At 65.4% G+C, this 15,810-nt stretch carries 14 protein-coding genes; 3 read left to right on the forward strand and 11 right to left on the reverse strand.

What is annotated here, in order from left to right:
- On the forward strand, positions 1-961 hold a 961-nt coding region (locus ACMV8A_RS09265), incomplete at its 5' end, for an SPM autocatalytic domain-containing protein (protein ID WP_495325492.1).
- 54 nt (positions 962-1,015) lie between these two features.
- Here ACMV8A_RS09265 and tsaB read toward each other — a convergent pair.
- The 4 genes from tsaB to ACMV8A_RS09285 all read right to left on the reverse strand — a co-directional run bounded on the left by tsaB (position 1,016) and on the right by ACMV8A_RS09285 (position 5,103).
- On the reverse strand, positions 1,016-1,684 hold the full coding sequence (tsaB, locus tag ACMV8A_RS09270; protein WP_495325493.1) for a tRNA (adenosine(37)-N6)-threonylcarbamoyltransferase complex dimerization subunit type 1 TsaB: 669 nt from the start codon (positions 1,682-1,684) through the stop codon (positions 1,016-1,018).
- A gap of 207 nt (positions 1,685-1,891) precedes the next feature.
- The gene (locus ACMV8A_RS09275; protein WP_495325494.1) at positions 1,892-2,551 is read right to left on the reverse strand and encodes a hypothetical protein; all 660 of its coding nucleotides are present in this window, start codon (positions 2,549-2,551) and stop codon (positions 1,892-1,894) included.
- Positions 2,552-2,619: 68 nt separating this feature from the next.
- The gene (gene yoaA / locus ACMV8A_RS09280) at positions 2,620-4,530 is read right to left on the reverse strand and encodes a DNA repair helicase YoaA (protein WP_495325495.1); all 1,911 of its coding nucleotides are present in this window, start codon (positions 4,528-4,530) and stop codon (positions 2,620-2,622) included.
- A 72-nt stretch (positions 4,531-4,602) separates the two neighbouring features.
- Complete coding sequence (locus ACMV8A_RS09285) at positions 4,603-5,103, reverse strand: hypothetical protein (RefSeq protein WP_495325496.1); 501 nt, start codon at positions 5,101-5,103, stop codon at positions 4,603-4,605.
- Between the two features lie 117 nt (positions 5,104-5,220).
- Here ACMV8A_RS09285 and ACMV8A_RS09290 point away from each other — a divergent pair, with 117 nt between their 5' ends.
- On the forward strand, positions 5,221-6,798 hold the full coding sequence (locus ACMV8A_RS09290) for a bifunctional aminoglycoside phosphotransferase/ATP-binding protein (RefSeq protein WP_495325497.1): 1,578 nt from the start codon (positions 5,221-5,223) through the stop codon (positions 6,796-6,798).
- Positions 6,799-7,479 (forward strand): hypothetical protein, encoded by a 681-nt coding sequence (locus ACMV8A_RS09295; protein WP_495325498.1) that lies wholly within the window; start codon positions 6,799-6,801, stop codon positions 7,477-7,479.
- Here the strand turns inward: ACMV8A_RS09295 and ACMV8A_RS09300 are convergent.
- From ACMV8A_RS09300 to hrpB, 7 genes are all read right to left on the reverse strand, one after another.
- Positions 7,474-8,418: a GIDE domain-containing protein gene (locus ACMV8A_RS09300; protein ID WP_495325499.1), complete on the reverse strand. Its 945-nt coding sequence runs from the start codon at positions 8,416-8,418 to the stop codon at positions 7,474-7,476. The genes ACMV8A_RS09295 and ACMV8A_RS09300 overlap by 6 nt on opposite strands.
- A gap of 94 nt (positions 8,419-8,512) precedes the next feature.
- Positions 8,513-9,085 carry a LemA family protein gene (locus ACMV8A_RS09305; protein ID WP_495325500.1) on the reverse strand — a complete coding sequence of 191 codons (573 nt, stop codon included), beginning with the start codon at positions 9,083-9,085 and terminating at the stop codon, positions 8,513-8,515.
- Positions 9,086-9,162: 77 nt separating this feature from the next.
- Complete coding sequence (locus ACMV8A_RS09310; protein ID WP_495325501.1) at positions 9,163-9,702, reverse strand: putative metalloprotease CJM1_0395 family protein; 540 nt, start codon at positions 9,700-9,702, stop codon at positions 9,163-9,165.
- A 63-nt stretch (positions 9,703-9,765) separates the two neighbouring features.
- Complete coding sequence (locus tag ACMV8A_RS09315) at positions 9,766-11,919, reverse strand: hypothetical protein (RefSeq protein WP_495325502.1); 2,154 nt, start codon at positions 11,917-11,919, stop codon at positions 9,766-9,768.
- A gap of 100 nt (positions 11,920-12,019) precedes the next feature.
- Entirely contained in the window at positions 12,020-12,556 is a 537-nt protein-coding gene (locus tag ACMV8A_RS09320) for a flavin reductase family protein (RefSeq protein WP_495325503.1), read from the reverse strand.
- Positions 12,557-12,859: 303 nt separating this feature from the next.
- Positions 12,860-13,120: a hypothetical protein gene (locus ACMV8A_RS09325; protein ID WP_495325504.1), complete on the reverse strand. Its 261-nt coding sequence runs from the start codon at positions 13,118-13,120 to the stop codon at positions 12,860-12,862.
- Between the two features lie 100 nt (positions 13,121-13,220).
- Positions 13,221-15,719 carry an ATP-dependent helicase HrpB gene (gene hrpB, locus ACMV8A_RS09330; RefSeq protein ID WP_495325505.1) on the reverse strand — a complete coding sequence of 833 codons (2,499 nt, stop codon included), beginning with the start codon at positions 15,717-15,719 and terminating at the stop codon, positions 13,221-13,223.
- Positions 15,720-15,810 lie beyond the last annotated feature (91 nt).

Raw genomic sequence — 15,810 nt, forward strand, 5'->3', positions numbered from 1 at the left:
CATGGGCGCCAGTGCCAGCAGTCTCAGCCTGGACCACGCCCTGCCGCGCCTTGCACTGCCCGAGCGCGCCGCCACGGCCGCTCCGGTTGCTCCGCCTGTCGCCGCCCCCGTCACCGAAACCGACGAGGCCGATGCCACCGTATACAGCGCCGGAGACCTGCAGGTCACCATCCTCAAGCTGCTGGTGGAAAAGCTCACCGGCCGCAAGCTGGAGTTGTTCGATGCCCGCCAGATGAACAACGGCAAGGAGGTGGAATTGCCTCCGGAGCAGGCCAGCGGCGGCGACCCGCGTCAGGGTTGGGGCGCGGTGTATCACGCGGAGGAAACCACACTGGAGCGGGAGAGCACCCAGTTCTCCGCCCAGGGCATCGTGCGCACCGCCGACGGCCGCGAGATCACACTGTCCGTGGAACTGAACATGAGCCGCGAATTCATCAGCCACACCAACCTCACGGTGCGTGCCGGCGATGCACTGAAAGACCCGTTGGTGATCAACTTCGAGGGCAACGCCGCGGAACTCACCCGCACGAAATTTGCCTTTGATATCGACGCCGACGGCAAGACGGATCAGATCGCCTTCGTCGGCCCCAACAGCGGCTTTCTCGCCCTCGACCACAACGGTGACGGCGTCATCAATGACGGCAGGGAACTGTTCGGCGCACTGAGCGGCAACGGCTTCGCCGATCTGGCCGCCTACGATACGGACGGCAACGGCTGGATCGACGAGAACGACGCCATCTTCGCGCGCCTGCTCATCTGGAGCCGCGACGCCGAGGGCAATGATCGTCTGGATGGACTGCTGGAACGCAACGTCGGCGCCATCTACCTGGGCCAGGCCGCCACACCGTTCTCGCTCAAGGATAATGACAACGCCCTGCTCGGCATGGTGCGCGCCAGCGGCATCTATCTCAAGGAAGATGGCGGGGCGGGAACGGTGCAGCAGTTGGATCTGGTGGTGTAGGAGCGGCTATGCCGCGATCTATCGTTCCCACGCTCTGCGTGGGAACGATAACACTCAGCGCTGGTGCGTGACCTTGTCGCGCAGATAGACCGGCTGCGCCTGCGCGGCGCTGACGGCCTGCCCTGACTGCCAGGCCGCCGCGGCCAACGGCAGCAAATCCGCGGCCTGGGGAAAACGCTCGCTTTGCCGGCTCTGGATGTCGCAGCGTTGCGCCAGCACCGTAGCGTAGGTGGCCCAACCGCTGCCGTAACCCACGTAACCTGCCTCAGAAGGCGCCGGTACAAGATCGGGCGCATACACCCCCTCCTCGCCTTGCAGCACCATCACGCCGTCATGGGCATGATACAAACCCCAATACACCTCGCCCATACGCGCATCGATGGCCGCCGCCACCTGCTGTGCGCCCAGCTCGCGCAGCGCGCCCTGCGCCAGCGCGGCGAGAGTAGAAATGGGCAACACGGGAAGATCGGCGGCAAAGGCCAGCCCCTGGGTCACACTGGCGGCGATACGCACGCCGGTGAAACTGCCGGGACCGCGGCCGAAGGCGATGGCATCCAGCACGCTCAAGGTGATCCCGCTCTCCGCCAACAGCTCCTGCACCATGGGCAACAGCAGCGCCGCATGTTCGCGCGGCGCCAACTGTGAACGCACGTGCACCTGCGTGCCGTCCAGCAGGGCGACGGAACAGGATTCAGTGGCGCTTTCCAGGGCAAGTATCTTCACGGGAACGACAACAGTAGAAAAGGAACGGCGATTATCGCATGAAGCGCGGAGCGCCGCTCACGACCTTCCATGGCCTCCACGGCATAAGTCCGTCCATGTCCAAGCGCCGCTCCCGGTCATCCATGGCCTCCGCGGCATAAGTCCGTCCATGGACAAAACAACAACGCCCGCGCCGAAGTTCGGCGCGGGCGTTGCTCTAGGCCACCATCAGAAACCGTAGGAAATGCCGATGGCGATCTGCGGATACCACTTGAAGCTGTCGAGGCTGTCCTTGGCCTTCTGTTGCTCCTTGGCCAGCTCCGTATAGAAGTCATCACACACCGGTGAGCCTGCCGTACAGCTGCCCACCAGCTTCACATTCGGGGCATCCTGGTAGACCGCGCCCAGTTCAAAGCTGAACCCAAATCCCTTGCGCGCCGAATTACCCCAACCTAGGCCGATATAGGGGCCGTCTGAGAAATCCACAGTGCCCGAAAGATCCGCGATGTCTGACGCCGAATAGGTCGTATCACCCACGGTATAGGAAACTGCGGGCTTTGCCTTCATCTCCAGCTTATTACCATTCAGCATATAGCCGGCGGTCAGGCGGAAGCTGCCACCGCCCGGGTGCCAGTCCAGCAGCAGCGCCGTGCTCTGCCACTTCATGTCGATGTCGTAGTCCACATCGCCTTCCTTACCGGAAGTGGTGAACTTGTAGCTGTTGAAGCCGACGCGACCGTTGAGGGTTTCGGTAAAGGACTTGGTGATCTCCGCACCGAAGCCGAGGGTGCCGGCCTTCACGCCCAGCCCCAGCCCCATCTCCGCCTGTGCGGCCCCTGTTGCCAGCATGGCCGCCGTCATGACTCCACCGAGTACCAAATGCTTCATCTTGTTATCTCCCTGGTTGGCAAATCTCGAATGCGGTTCAGTCTAGCCGCAAGTCAAAAAACACTCAATCAGCCCTGCGCAAAGAAGCGCTGCACCACGTCCAGCTTGCGTGTCTTGGACATGGGCGGCAGGCTGTCGATGAACACCCGGCCATAGGACTTGCTGCCCAGGCGCGGGTCGCACAGCATCAGCACGCCACGGTCGTTGATATCGCGGATCAGTCGCCCGACGCCCTGCTTCAGGGTGATTACCGCCTGCGGCAACTGATACTCCATGAACGGATTGCCGCCCTGCTCGCGCATCGCCTCGATGCGCGCCTGCAATACCGGATCGCCCGGTGAGGCGAAGGGCAGCTTGTCGATGATCACGCAGGACAGGGCCTCGCCGCGCACATCCACCCCTTCCCAGAACGAACCGGTGCCGAGCAGCACCGCGTTGCCCAGGGCGCGGAACTGCTCCAGCAGGCGCGAGCGCGGCATCTGTCCCTGCACCAGCAGCGGATACTCGATGCGGCCCTCCAGCAGGGCCGCCGCCTCCTGCAAGGCGCGATGGCTGGTGAACAGCAGGAAGGCCCTGCCGCGGCTGGCCTCCAGCACCGGCAGGGCCTGCTCGATGACGGCTGCGGTGTAGCCGTAGCTGTTGGGGTCGGGCATCTCCGGCGGCACGTAGAGCAGGGCCTGGCGGGCAAAGTCGAAAGGGCTGTCCCAGCGCCGAGTCTGCGCCTCGTTGAGGCCGAGGCGATGGGTGAAGTGTTCGAAGCTGTCGCCCACCGCCAGTGTGGCCGAGGTGAAGATCCAGGCGCAGGGTCGCGCCTGTACCTGGGCCTGGAACAGGGCCGCCACGTCCATCGGCGTCAGGTTGATGGTAAACGAGCGGGTGTGGGTTTCGTACCAATGAATCTGATCGGCAGGCGTATCGCCACTCACCTGCGCATAGCGCAGCATCAGGTCCTCGCAGCGGCGCAGGCAACTTTCCAGCCCCTTGCCGCGTGCCGCCAGTGGCTTGAGCTGGGCATGCAGTTCCTTCAACGCCGTATCGACATCGTTCAGCGCGGCCTGAAAACCGGACAGCTGCATCACTTCGCGCCAAGCGCCGCGACGCTGCTCCACGCCGAAGGCCAGGCGCAGATCCTTCACCGTCTTTTGCACATGTTCCGCGGCGCTGCGCAGGCGGCCCGTCTCACCCGCCTCGCGCAGGTCCTCGGCGATGGTATCGCTCGCCAGCTCCAGCAACTGGTTGCCGCTCACCGCCGTACCGAAAAAATTGGAGGCGGTTTCCGGCAACTGGTGCGCCTCGTCGAGGATGAAAGCATGGGCACCGGGCAGCAGCTCGCCGAAGCCCTCGCCCTTCAGGGCCATGTCGGCAAACAGCAGGTGATGGTTGACCACCAGCACGTCAGCCTCCTGCGCACGGCGCCGCGCCTGCATCAGATAGCAGTCGTCGTACTGGCCGCACTCGCTGCCCAGGCAGTTGTCGCCGGTGGAGGTCACCTGCGGCCACAGCGGCGCGTCCTCCGCCAGCTCGGTGAGTTCGGCGATGTCGCCGCTGCGGGTGCGGCCGGACCACTCGCGGATCAGCTGCAGATCGGAGACCTCGCTGCGGCTGCGAAAACGTCCTTCGGCCAGGGCCAGCTCCATGCGGTGCAGACAGAGATAATTGGCGCGCCCCTTGAGCAGCGCCACCTCCACCGGCACCCCCAGGGCCTGGCGCACCAGCGGCAGATCCTTGTGGAACAACTGATCCTGCAGATTCTTGGTGCCGGTGGAGATGATCACCTTCTGCCCGGACAGCAGCGCCGGCACCAGATAGGCAAAGGTCTTGCCGGTGCCGGTGCCGGCCTCGGCGACGAAGACCTGATGATGTTCCAGGGCGTGCGCCACCGCCTCGGCCAGTTCCTGCTGCTGGACGCGCGGGGCAAAACCGGGAATCAACTGGGCGAAGGGGCCATCCGCGGAGAGGATGGTGTGGATGTCATGCATCAATGATGTATTCGAGTTACAGAACTGGGGTCTTGAATGGCCGGTGGGAAATCAGCGCCGCACAAATGGTGATCAACGGTTTTCCCAAATCTCATCCGTGATCACCCCGTCCTCCCGCGTCCATACCAGGCGGCCGATGGCCTTGAACTTGGCCACGGACATGGGGCCGCGCTTGCTGCGGCTGCTGTTTTCGGACTCGCGCACCGCCTCCACCAGGACATCGCGCTCGGCCTCCCAGATTTCCGAGGGCTCGAACTCCTCGTCCATCAGCACCAGCATCACGCTGTCCCACTCCTGCTCCAGCTTGAGCTGGCCGATGCGCTGGCCGCCCTTGCTTTCATCGAAGATGGCGCGGCCCTTGATCTGCACGCGGCGGCCGGCGCGTTCACCGCTGCGGCCGACGGCATCGTAGCCCAGATTGGGGTCCTTGCACGACTCCAGATCGAGCAGGCGGGTGGCGTCGTACTTGGCGATCTCGCCGCTCACCGCCAGGGGCTGCCCCGTCGTGCGGCGGTATTCCGCCGCCAGACGCCGCGTCTCCGCCATCAATTTGTCGACCGAATAGACGCCCACCGGCTCGGCTCCTGTTGCCCTTTGCCGCCCTATCTTACCAGCCCCCTGCGGGGAATGGCTGCTATGTATTTGCTCCTGCATCTTGTAGCTGCTCCCCGCTAAAGGCACCATCACGCCATGTCCGACGAACTTTCCACGCAAAGGCGGCTGATCCAAGGCCTGATGCGCCAGGCACAGGCGACTTCCGGCCGTGCCGAACTGGTGGAAACCCACATCTCCTGGCTCATCCTGGCCGGCGACTACGCCTACAAGCTGAAAAAGGCCGTCAACCTCGGCTTTCTCGACTACTCCACCCTGGAGCGGCGGCGCCGCTTCTGCGCGGAGGAGATCCGCCTCAACCGCCGCACCGCGCCGCAAATCTACCTCGAAGCCGTCCCGGTATGCGGCACGCTCGATAATCCCTATTTCGGCGGCGCAGGCCCGGTACTTGAGTACGCGGTGAAAATGCGCCGCTTCGCCCCCGGCCTGCTGCTGGACGAACTGCTGCACGCCGGACGCTTACCGCCGCCGCTCATCGACACCCTGGCCCGCAACGTCGCCGGCTTCCACGCCGCCGCGGCACCGGCCGACCCGGCCTCGCCCTGGGGTACAGCGGAAGCCGCCTGGCAACCGGTGCGGGAAAACTTCGAACAGATTCTGCCGCGGCTGCACGACGCGGCACAGAAGGCGCAGGTCGGGCAGATCGCCGCCTGGGCGGCGGCGGAAAAGGAACACCTGGCAGCGTTGCTGACGCGGCGCCGCGCCGAGGGCCACATCCGCGAGTGCCATGGCGATCTGCACCTGGGCAACATCGTCCTGCTCGACGGCGAGCCGCTGCCCTTCGACGGCATAGAGTTCAACGACGGCCTGCGCTGGATCGACACCCTCAGCGACACCGCCTTCCTGGTGATGGACCTGCAGGCACGCGGCCGCAGCGACTATGCCTGGCGCCTGCTCGACGCCTACCTGCAACACAGCGGCGACTACGCCGCCCTGCCCCTGTTGCCCTGGTATCTGAGCTACCGCGCCATGGTGCGCGCCAAGGTGGCGGCGATCCGCGCCACCCAGGCAGGCATCGACGCCGCGCCGCGGCAGCAGGCGGAACACGATGTGGCCGCCTACCTGACCCTGGCAGACTCCTGTGCCGCACCGCGCCGGCCCTATCTCATCATCACCCGCGGCCTGTCCGGCTCGGGCAAGACCCGCCACAGCCAGGTCGTGCTGGAACAGCGGGGACTGATCCGGCTACGCTCGGACGTGGAGCGCAAGCGGCTGTTCGGCCTGGCCGCCACGGAGCGCAGCGGCTCCGCCGTCGACGGCGGCATCTACAGCGCCTCGGCCGGCGAACAGACCTATGCCCATCTGGCCGCCACTGCCCGGGATATCCTCCAGGCGGGCCTGCCGGTGCTCATCGACGCCACCTTCCTGCGCCGCGCCCAGCGCGATGCATTCCGCGCCCTGGCGCACGACCTCGACCTGCCCTTTCTCATCGTCGAATGCCACGCCTCCACCGATGAGCTGCGTCGCCGCATCCAGCATCGCAGCGCCCAGGGGCGCGACGCCTCCGAGGCTGGCCTTGCCGTGCTGGAGCGGCAACTGGCAAGCCAGGAGCCGCTCGCTGAGGATGAGCGCATGCTGTGCATCCGCGTGGACACCGAACAAGCCGACGCGGACACCGACATGCTGCGCCAGCTCGACCACCACCTATCCCGCTGAATGGAACCTGCGCTGAATCCCCCCTATCTGCTCGCCGCGCTGTTCAGCCCACAGTTGCTCGGCGCCCTGCTGCTCTATGGCCTGCTGGTGATGGCGCTGGAATATTTCACCGCCCGCCTGCACCACGCGGTGCGCGAGGTGGGCCTCACCGCCTGGGTGGTGGAGCATGTGCTGCTGCCCTGGGGTCGCGTGCTGGTGTTGCTGCTGTTTCTGATGCTCGCCTATCCAGTCATCTTCGGTCTGCATAATGCGCCGCCGATGCCCGACCTGCTGTGGGCACATAACGGCCGCGTCAGCACGCTGGTCAACACCGCCTTCGTCCTCAGCCTGCTGCTGCCGCTGGCGCCGCTGCTGGGCAATCTCCAGGGATTGGTGCTGCCGGTACAGGCCATCGCCATGGCTACCCTGCTGTTCCACTGGCTGGTCCTGGCTCTCGGCAGGAATGATGTCAGTTACTGGCCGGGCTGGCTGACGGTACTCATGATCGTGGTATTGGCGCCGCTGACCCGATGGGCTGCGCAGCACAGCGCCCACTGGCTGGGCGATCATCTCAACCGCGTCAACAACCGGGAGGGTTTCGAGAAGCTGGCCTATGAAGGACTGCTGTTGTTTTTTCAGGTGCCGGCGGTGCTGATCTATACGCTGGCGCTGGGAGCGCAATTGCGCCCTGCCGCGCTATGACAGGGTGCCAAAGCGTGCCGTCAGCATCCACGTCGCCACACTGCCGGCCAGCAGAAACACCAGCAGCGACAAACCGGCATAGCGACGGAAACGGCGCAGCAGCAACGCCTGCGGCAGCACCGACAGAATGAAAGGACGGCGGCCATCATCCGGCCGCGTCAGCAGATGGTGTACCGGGCCGCGCGCCCGCTTGGCCTGCGCCGCCAGCACGTCCTTCCACGCCGCCTTGCGCACCTCTTCCCACTCGTCGAGGCTGAGTACGCCGTCGTTGTTGCGGTCGAACCGCGCATGCAGCGCCACCTGATCGCGTTTCCACTCCGCCAGCAGCTCGCGCACCTCGGCGTGGGTATCGGGCAGTTCCTGCGAACCGCCGATGCTGCGGAACTGGCCGATGGCATAGAGCGCATCGCCCGGATGCATGCGCTTTTCCGTATAGCGGTAGCGCCCGCTGCTGCGGCGCAGCAGGGAGGCATTCCACATGGGCACATCGCCGTACCACACCTCGCTGATGGCCGGGGTCACTTCGGCCCCTTCCGGGTCGATGACACACTCGCCGGTGTCGTCCTTGAGCAGGAACAGATCATCGCTGGTCTCCTGGCGCAGGGTGCGCCAGCGCTCGCGCCGGTCGTTGCCCGATTCCGTCTTTTCCTCCACCTTGTAGCTGTACCAGGTGCAGGTGATGCCGGACAGCGGCGCGACGATGGGCGTGCCCGGCAGCAGGTAGCCGATGCCATCCAGTTCCACATAGCCCTGGGCGGCGGAGCGCACCTTGGAGGTGGGCGTGCCTTCGATGATGTGATAGCGATGGATGAAACGAAAGATGGCGTAAAAGGCCGCCAGCGCCAGTGCGATGAGCAGGGCGACGCCGATCCAGAACTCTTCCGGGGCGAGTTGCTGGACACGCAGGGCCCAGTCGGGCGGGATCAGGGATTCAAACACGGTTCAGGATTTCAGCACGATATGCGGCACAGGAGCGGCTACGCCGCGCGAGAACGTACCACGACGTATCGCGGCGGAGCCACCCTCACAGGCATCAACCAAACAACGCCTTGATGTCCACGTCCTTCTTTTCTTCTTCGCTGAACTCCAGCAACTGCTTCGGGCCGAAATTGAACATGCGCGCAATGATCACGTCCGGGAACTGCTCGATGCGCACGTTGTTGATGTTGACGCTCTCGTTGTAGAACTCGCGCCGATCGGCGATGGCGTTCTCCAGACCCGAGATGCGGTGTTGCAAATGCTGAAAGTTTTCATTGGCCTTGAGGTCGGGATAGGCCTCGGCCACGGCGAACAGATTGCCCAGTCCCAGGCGCAGCTGCGTTTCCGCCTGCCCCAGCGCACCGACGTCGCCGCGTTCGCGCGCCGCCGACACGGAGGAACGCGCCAGCATCACCTTCTCCAGGGTTTCCTGCTCGAACTTCATGTACTGCTTGCACACCTCGACCAGCTTGGGCAGCTCGTCGTGACGCTGCTTGAGCAGCACGTCGATATTGGCCCAGGCCTTGGCCACCGCATGCTTGAGCGTCACCAGATTGTTGTAGATGGCGATGACGTAGATGAGTACGACTGCGAGGATGCCCCAGGTGATGAAACCGCCGATGCTCATGCTGCACTCCCTGTTGTTGGTGACAGTGTGGGATGCAGTTTCGGGGTTTTCGCGCCCGGGTTCAACCGCGGCGTGATTCAGGCGTAGAGGTCGAGCTGGGGCGCTCTGGAATTATCGCCGGGGGTATTGGAAGTGCTGGCCGCCAGCGCCTGTTGCAGGCGCGCCTCCATGGCCATGTTCGCCGCCTGGGCAGCCACGGCACGGTCCTGGCCGGAAGGCTGCGCCGGCGCCAGCGCCGCGCGCATGATCTGTTCGGCCTTGCGCGCCGTCGCCACCGGGTCGCCGGGCACGGCCGAGGTGTCGATGCTTACCTCGCCACCCACGGCATAGAAGCGGCCGTCGGGACCGCGCTGATAGGCGAAGGAGGCGCCGCTGCGCACCAGACCGGCGCCGGCCGCCACATGGGCCAGCTCGTGGGCACGCACCTCGCGGTCGCGTGCCTGCAACTGCTGCAACACCTGGCGTTCCTCGGGTGACTGCGCCGGTGCCGCCTGTTGCGGCGCGGCCCCCGGCTCCGCCTGAGCGGCGTCCTCCGGCGTGGCGTTGTCGGCAGCCGCACGCCGCTCCGCCGCCGGGGGCGGGAAAGCGGCAATACGGCTGGCAACGGAGATTTCCATGGTTCAGGCACGCGGCAGAGGCAGTTGGCTAAATTTTAGCCAACTGCCGGTGATACGCAAAGTTCAGCCCAGCACACCGCGCTGCCACAGCCAATACAGCACGCCGCCTGCCGCAATGGCGAGGAGGAACAGATACCAGCCCCACGGCGTGCGCTTCTCTGCGAACGGGTCGCCGATGGGATGGGCCGAACCCGGCGGCAACTTGGCCAGGGCGGTGAGCGAGGTGCCGAAGGGGATATTGATGCGGGCGCGGGTGTTCACCGCCCAGCCGTTGGCGTCGAGCAGCGGCGCCAGATTGCGCTGGCGCAGTTTCATCCAGGCGATGAGCATGGACGGCCCGGAGATGGCGAGGATGATGCCGACGAACACCAGCGGCATCTGCCACCAGGCCAGCGACAGCAGGCCGGTGACCAGCGCCGCCAGCGCCGTGCCGATGGCGCCGATGGCGAGGCCGATGGCGGCGAAGATACCAGCGAACTTGGCCACATCGAACGGCGCCGGCGGCGCCTTGCCCGCCTCCGCTACCTTGGCGGTCCCCTCCACGCCGGCGGCCATGGAATCATCCACCGCCTTGGCCTTGGCACTGGCCATCTTTTCTACCTGCGCACCGATGAATCGCACCAGTTTCTTGTACGGGTCGCTGAAGGCCTGGCGGATGCTGATGGGGTGCTCGATCACCTTCACCACCGCCGCATCCCAGTCGTTGCCGTGGCGATCGATGAACAGGCCGTTGCGCCCCGCCATCAGGCCGTCGGCATCACCGGCGGTCACCGCCGCCGCGATGGTCATCTTCTCGCCGCCGCCCCGACGACGGCACTCGCAATACACCAGATAGGTGCGACTGAGTGTGGCCAGTGACGAATGCTTGCCGATGTCGTCAATGCGGATACACAGATCGCAACTGCGCTGATCCAGATACAGGGTTCCGGCCTGAAAGATGGCCTTGTGCTTGCCGCTGTAGAAATCGGCGAAGGAGATGTAGTTGCGCAGCAGCACGCACAGGTCGCGCACGTAACGTACCAGCCGCTCCACCTGCTCCATCGCCTCAATCTCGGGCTTGAGACCCAGATCCTGCGCAATCAGCGCCTCGATGCGCGCGCGGGTATCGCCGGCGAGCAGCGCCTGCAACTGCGCCGCATCGAAGCGTTCCAGCGCCGCACCCGGCTGCGTCGCCAGCCAGGCGGCATAGGGCGCGAGCCGCGCCTGAATAGACTGCCACTCCGCCTCGGTCAGTGCGGAGCGCTCGCCGAGCAGCGGCACCACCACGACGGAACGGAACTGCGCCAACACCGCGCGCCAGGCCGGGTTCACGCCCTGCTCCAACGGCAGCACACCCTCCGCCGTCACCGCCGCCAGCGGAAAACCCGCCAGTTGTTCATCGCCGCTGCTGAGGCACCGCGCTGCCAGCGCGGCATAATCCGCCTCACTGCGGTTGAGCGGCGTAGCGGCGCGCACATCGTAGGCCGCCAGGCGGCAGCGCACGAAGAAATCGTCGATCTTCTCGCGCACCGCGAGCAGCGCCGTGTGGGCTGCCGCGGTGGCATCACCCAGGGGAAGAATCTCGTCGTGTCCCGCCTGCGCCGCCTGCAACCAGCTGAGGCGCGACTGCGCCGCCTCAAAGAACTGCGCCAGCCTGTCGGCCGAAACGCCGGCCTCACCGCCGCGATCCGCATCGCCGCCGACACAGGCAATGATGTCCTCCACCACCGCGCGCACACCTGCATCCTCGACCGCCGACGGCGGCATGACGCCGTCGCCGTTGAAGGGCATCCTGGCCATCACATCGTGCGCCGTCATCAGATCATCGACGGAGATTGCGCTCGCCGCCTCCTTGCCCAGGCTCGCCAGGACGCGCCGTGCCGATGCCAGGGCATGCCTGCCGTCGTCGTGACTGTCATCGATGAGGTCCAGCGGCAATGCCTGCCCGCCCTCCACCAGCACATCGAGTTTTTTGAGCAAACGCTTGCAGAAATCAATGGCCGCCAGAATCTCCGGCACGCGGATGCGGTCGTCGTTGTCGCTGTCGATGAACTGCAGGGTGCGGGTATCGAACTCCAGGCCGTGCACCGGACAACTGAGCGTGGCCCACAGTTTCTTGTCCAGTTCGCCCAGCGCCGCCAGATCGGCGCCGTTGCGGATCACTACCTGATCGAAATCCCCGGCACGAAAAAACTGCCACTGGTGTACAGCGGCATCCGCTTGCGGCTTGCTGGACATCGGCTTCCCTCCGATTGGGAGTTGGTAACGGGATGGATAGACTGTTCCTGCGAGCCAGTATAGCCACTTCCCACCGGCCGAAGCACAGGGCGGCACGGCTTTATTTCATGCGCGAACGCAACCTGATCCGCTCGCCCGCCACCATGAACGTCCCCCGCCCCTCGTGATGCAGCGTGCGCGGGCTCTTCACCGCTGTATCGCGCCAGGCCTGCACCACCTCCAGCACGAAGAAGCTGTAGCGGTTCACCATGCGGACATCCACCACCCGGCACTCCAAATTGGCAAAACACTCGGCAATGAGCGGCGCCCCGACCAGACGTGCCGGTTTGGTGGTCAGGCCGAAACGGGCAAATTTATCCACCTCCGCCCCGCTGGTATTGCCGCAGCCCACCACCTGCGCCGCCAGCTCCACCGTGGGGATGTTGATGACGCACTCTTTTGTCGCCTTCAACGCGGCAAAGGAAAAGTCACGGTCGCTCACCACGCAGCCCACCAGCGGCGGCTCGAACTCCAGCATGGTATGCCAGGACATGGCCATGACGTTGGCACGCCCCCGATGCGCAGTGGTCAGCAACACCACCGGACCGGGTTCGAGCAGGGTGTAGACCTTGGACAGGGAGAATGTTCGCTTGGCCATGGCATCGTGCCTCGATAAACGACAGATGTTGGACTTCCTGCGTCAGCCCATACGAGCTACCGTGTTCATATCCATGGTTTTAGATTAAAAATGACCGCATAACTTGGCCGCAGCTGACGACATTTCTCATAGACGTTATGCATAGTCGCATCCATCTCAACTGAGAGTCTTGGCGGATCGTCAGCAGCACTAGCCAATTTTTGGTGAATCTCCCTCGCCAACCCACCCGCATCTCTATGTTTTAATGATGTCAGGTCTGATGCCGCATAGAGAATGCCTGGTATTTTTTCCCCTCCGCGAATTTCAGGGTGTGCATTTCCTGAATATATATTCAAAACCCAGGGCAATACGCTTGATTTGATTCCTAAGCTCTTCGAACCGCGCCATCCGCGTCACAACCACACCAGAATAAATACCAGCCACAACACCTGTAAACAAACCCATTGCAGCTCCGACAATTAAGCCGTCGCATGTTGGAAAAACGTCTCTTTCTATGACTGCGCCGATGTATGCACCGACAAAGAAGAAACATATCGCCATTGCTACTTGAGTGTCGCCTTTCATCTTGCTATGAACTCGTCCCGAGTTAACGTGTTGGGCTAACTCAGGAAGCCCAACATCCTTCTGTCCACTGAATATACGGCAATCCAACCAACAGAAAAACTCAACTCCGCGGCTTCGCCCGCGCCGTCGGCGTGGCGGTCCACGGGTCATCGGGCCAGGGGTGTTTGGGATAACGGCCCTTCAATTCCTTTTTCACTTCCGCGTAGGTGCGCTCCCAGAAGCCTTTCAGGTCCTGCGTCACCTGGATCGGGCGCTGCGCCGGCGACAGCAGGTGCAGCATCACGGCGACCTTGCCGTGGGCGATGCGCGGGGTGTCGGCGAGGCCGAACAGTTCCTGCAGTTTCACCGCCAGCACCGGCGGCTGGCCCGGTTCGTAGTACAGGCGCTTGCGCGAGCCGCTGGGAACGGTGAGATGGGGCGGCGCTTCGCTGTCGAGGCGTTGTGCGCGCTCCCAGCCGAGGCTGTCGCGCAGGATGGCGTGCAGGTCGAGTCTGGCCAGATGGCTGCGACGGCTCATGCCGCTGAGATAGGGCGCGAGCCACTGCTCCAGCGTGGCGAGCAGCGCGGCATCGGACAGGTCGGGCCAACCGTCCTGCGGACACCACTGACACAGTGATTCCACCCGCGCCTGCAACTGGCGCGTGTCGTCGTCCCACGGCAGCGCCTCCAGTCCCATGGCACGGATACCGTCGAGCAGCGCGGCGCCCATGCGTTCCGGCGCGGCCTTGTCCAGCGGCGCGCTCTCCAGTTCCAGCGCGCCGAGGCCGCGCACGCGCCGTGCCACCACCGCCTCGATCGCCGCGTCCCAGCGCACCTCCTCGCGCCATTGCAGGCGGGCGGCATGCACCTGTTCCAGTTCGGCCAGGGTGATGGCGGCGGCGCTGCGGATGCGGCTGTCGTCGCCGGCGCCGTCCAGTTCGGCGGCGACGATGTAGGGCTGGCGGGCCAGCGGGCAGTGGGTTTCCAGCTTGCCGCCGCGGCCGTTGGCGAGCAGGTAACGGCCGCCCTCGCCGCGCTGGCGCGCCACGCGATCGGGATAGGCCAGGGCCAGCAGCAGGCCGCATTCGGCGATGTGGGTTGTGTCGGGGGCCTGCGCCTCCACCAGATGGCGCCATTGCCGTGCGGCCCGCTCCACCGCGGCGCAGGCATTGGGGTCGGCATCGAAGCGGCGGGCGCCGTCGCGGCCATCACGGCGATGGGCCTGCACCGCCTCCAGCCGGACGGAAAAATCACAACTGCGTTCGTGGGGCGGGCCGCGCAGGATGTCGCGCTCGGACAGCAGGGCCGCCACGTCGCAGGCCAGGCCGGCGAGGCCGAGCGGTTTGGCGCGCAGCAGCATATGGGACAGACGCGGGTGCAAGGGCAGCGCCGCCATCTCGCGGCCCAGGGCGGTGATGCGGCCCTCCCCGTCCAGTGCCTCCAGTTCCGTAAGCAGGGTGTGGGCCTGACTCATCGCCCCGGCGGGCGGCGCATCGAGCCAGCGCAGGGCGGCGGCATCGCGCACGCCCCACTGCGCCAGGTCCAGGGCCAGGGGTGCCAGATCGGCGCTGCCAATCTCGGGCAGGGCGAAGGGGATCAGGCCGCGCTGGGTACCCTCGCCCCACAAGCGGTAACAGACGCCGGGGCCGAGACGGCCGGCACGGCCGGCGCGCTGGTCGGCGCTGGCGCGGGAGACGCGCACCAGTTCCAACCGGGTCAGGCCGCTGCGCGGATCGAAGCGCGGCACCCGCGCCCAGCCGCTATCGACCACCACGCGCACGCCCTCGATGGTGAGCGAGGTTTCGGCGATGTTGGTGGCGAGGACCACCTTGCGGCGGCCCTGCGGATCAGGCACCAGGGCGCGCTGCTGCTGCTCCAGCGGCAGATCGCCATAGAGAGGATGCAGCTGCACCGGGGCATCGGCCAGCAGCTCCGCCACGCGGCGGATCTCGCCGGAACCGGGCAGGAACACCAGCACATCCCCTTCCGTTTCACCCAGGGCGCGGCGCACAGCGGCGGCGGTGATGTCCGCCGGGCGGCCGTCCGGCTCCGCGTTCAGGTAATGGATATCCACCGGGTAGGCGCGGCCCTCGCTGGTGAGGATCGGTGCATCGAGCAGCCTGGCGATGGCGGCGCCGTCCAGGGTGGCGGACATCACCAACAGGGCCAGGTCGTCGCGCAGCGCCTCGCCGGCGTCCAGGCACAGGGCCAGCCCCAGGTCGCTGTGCAGGTGGCGTTCGTGGAATTCATCGAAGATCACCAGGCCGACGCCAGCCAGTTCTGGATCGGATTGCAGGCGGCGGGTGAGGATGCCCTCGGTAACCACCTCGATGCGGGTGCGGGCGGAGACCTTGTGCTCGAAGCGTACCCGGTAGCCCACCGTCTCCCCCACCCTCTCGCCGAGCATCTGCGTCATGCGCGCAGCGGCGGCGCGGGCCGCCAGCCGGCGCGGCTCCAGCATCAGGATGGTCTTGCCCGCCAGCCAGGATTCCCCCAGCAAAGCCAGGGGTACTGCCGTGGTCTTGCCGGCGCCGGGCGGCGCCTGCAACACCAGCCGACGGCCGGGACCGAGGCAGTTTTTGACTTCAGGCAGGATATGTTGGATGGGGAGCAGGTCCATGACGGAGGGGATTCTACTCCAGATGATCAGGCGGGATTTTTATGCCAAGCTTGAATCACGGCATTCCCCCGATGACGCAAAACGCACAGAG

Source organism: Sulfurivermis sp. (assembly GCF_059410345.1).

Bases quoted from the DNA above. Each gene is read 5' to 3' on its own strand.
- ACMV8A_RS09275 (WP_495325494.1), bottom strand. From the start codon at position 2,551: ATGAAGCATTTGGTACTCGGTGGAGTCATGACGGCGGCCATGCTGGCA.
- yoaA (WP_495325495.1), bottom strand. From the start codon at position 4,530: ATGCATGACATCCACACCATCCTCTCCGCGGATGGCCCCTTCGCCCAG.
- ACMV8A_RS09290 (WP_495325497.1), top strand. From the start codon at position 5,221: ATGTCCGACGAACTTTCCACGCAAAGGCGGCTGATCCAAGGCCTGATG.
- ACMV8A_RS09295 (WP_495325498.1), top strand. From the start codon at position 6,799: ATGGAACCTGCGCTGAATCCCCCCTATCTGCTCGCCGCGCTGTTCAGC.
- ACMV8A_RS09305 (WP_495325500.1), bottom strand. From the start codon at position 9,085: ATGAGCATCGGCGGTTTCATCACCTGGGGCATCCTCGCAGTCGTACTC.
- ACMV8A_RS09310 (WP_495325501.1), bottom strand. From the start codon at position 9,702: ATGGAAATCTCCGTTGCCAGCCGTATTGCCGCTTTCCCGCCCCCGGCG.
- ACMV8A_RS09315 (WP_495325502.1), bottom strand. From the start codon at position 11,919: ATGTCCAGCAAGCCGCAAGCGGATGCCGCTGTACACCAGTGGCAGTTT.
- ACMV8A_RS09320 (WP_495325503.1), bottom strand. From the start codon at position 12,556: ATGGCCAAGCGAACATTCTCCCTGTCCAAGGTCTACACCCTGCTCGAA.
- ACMV8A_RS09325 (WP_495325504.1), bottom strand. From the start codon at position 13,120: ATGAAAGGCGACACTCAAGTAGCAATGGCGATATGTTTCTTCTTTGTC.
- hrpB (WP_495325505.1), bottom strand. From the start codon at position 15,719: ATGGACCTGCTCCCCATCCAACATATCCTGCCTGAAGTCAAAAACTGC.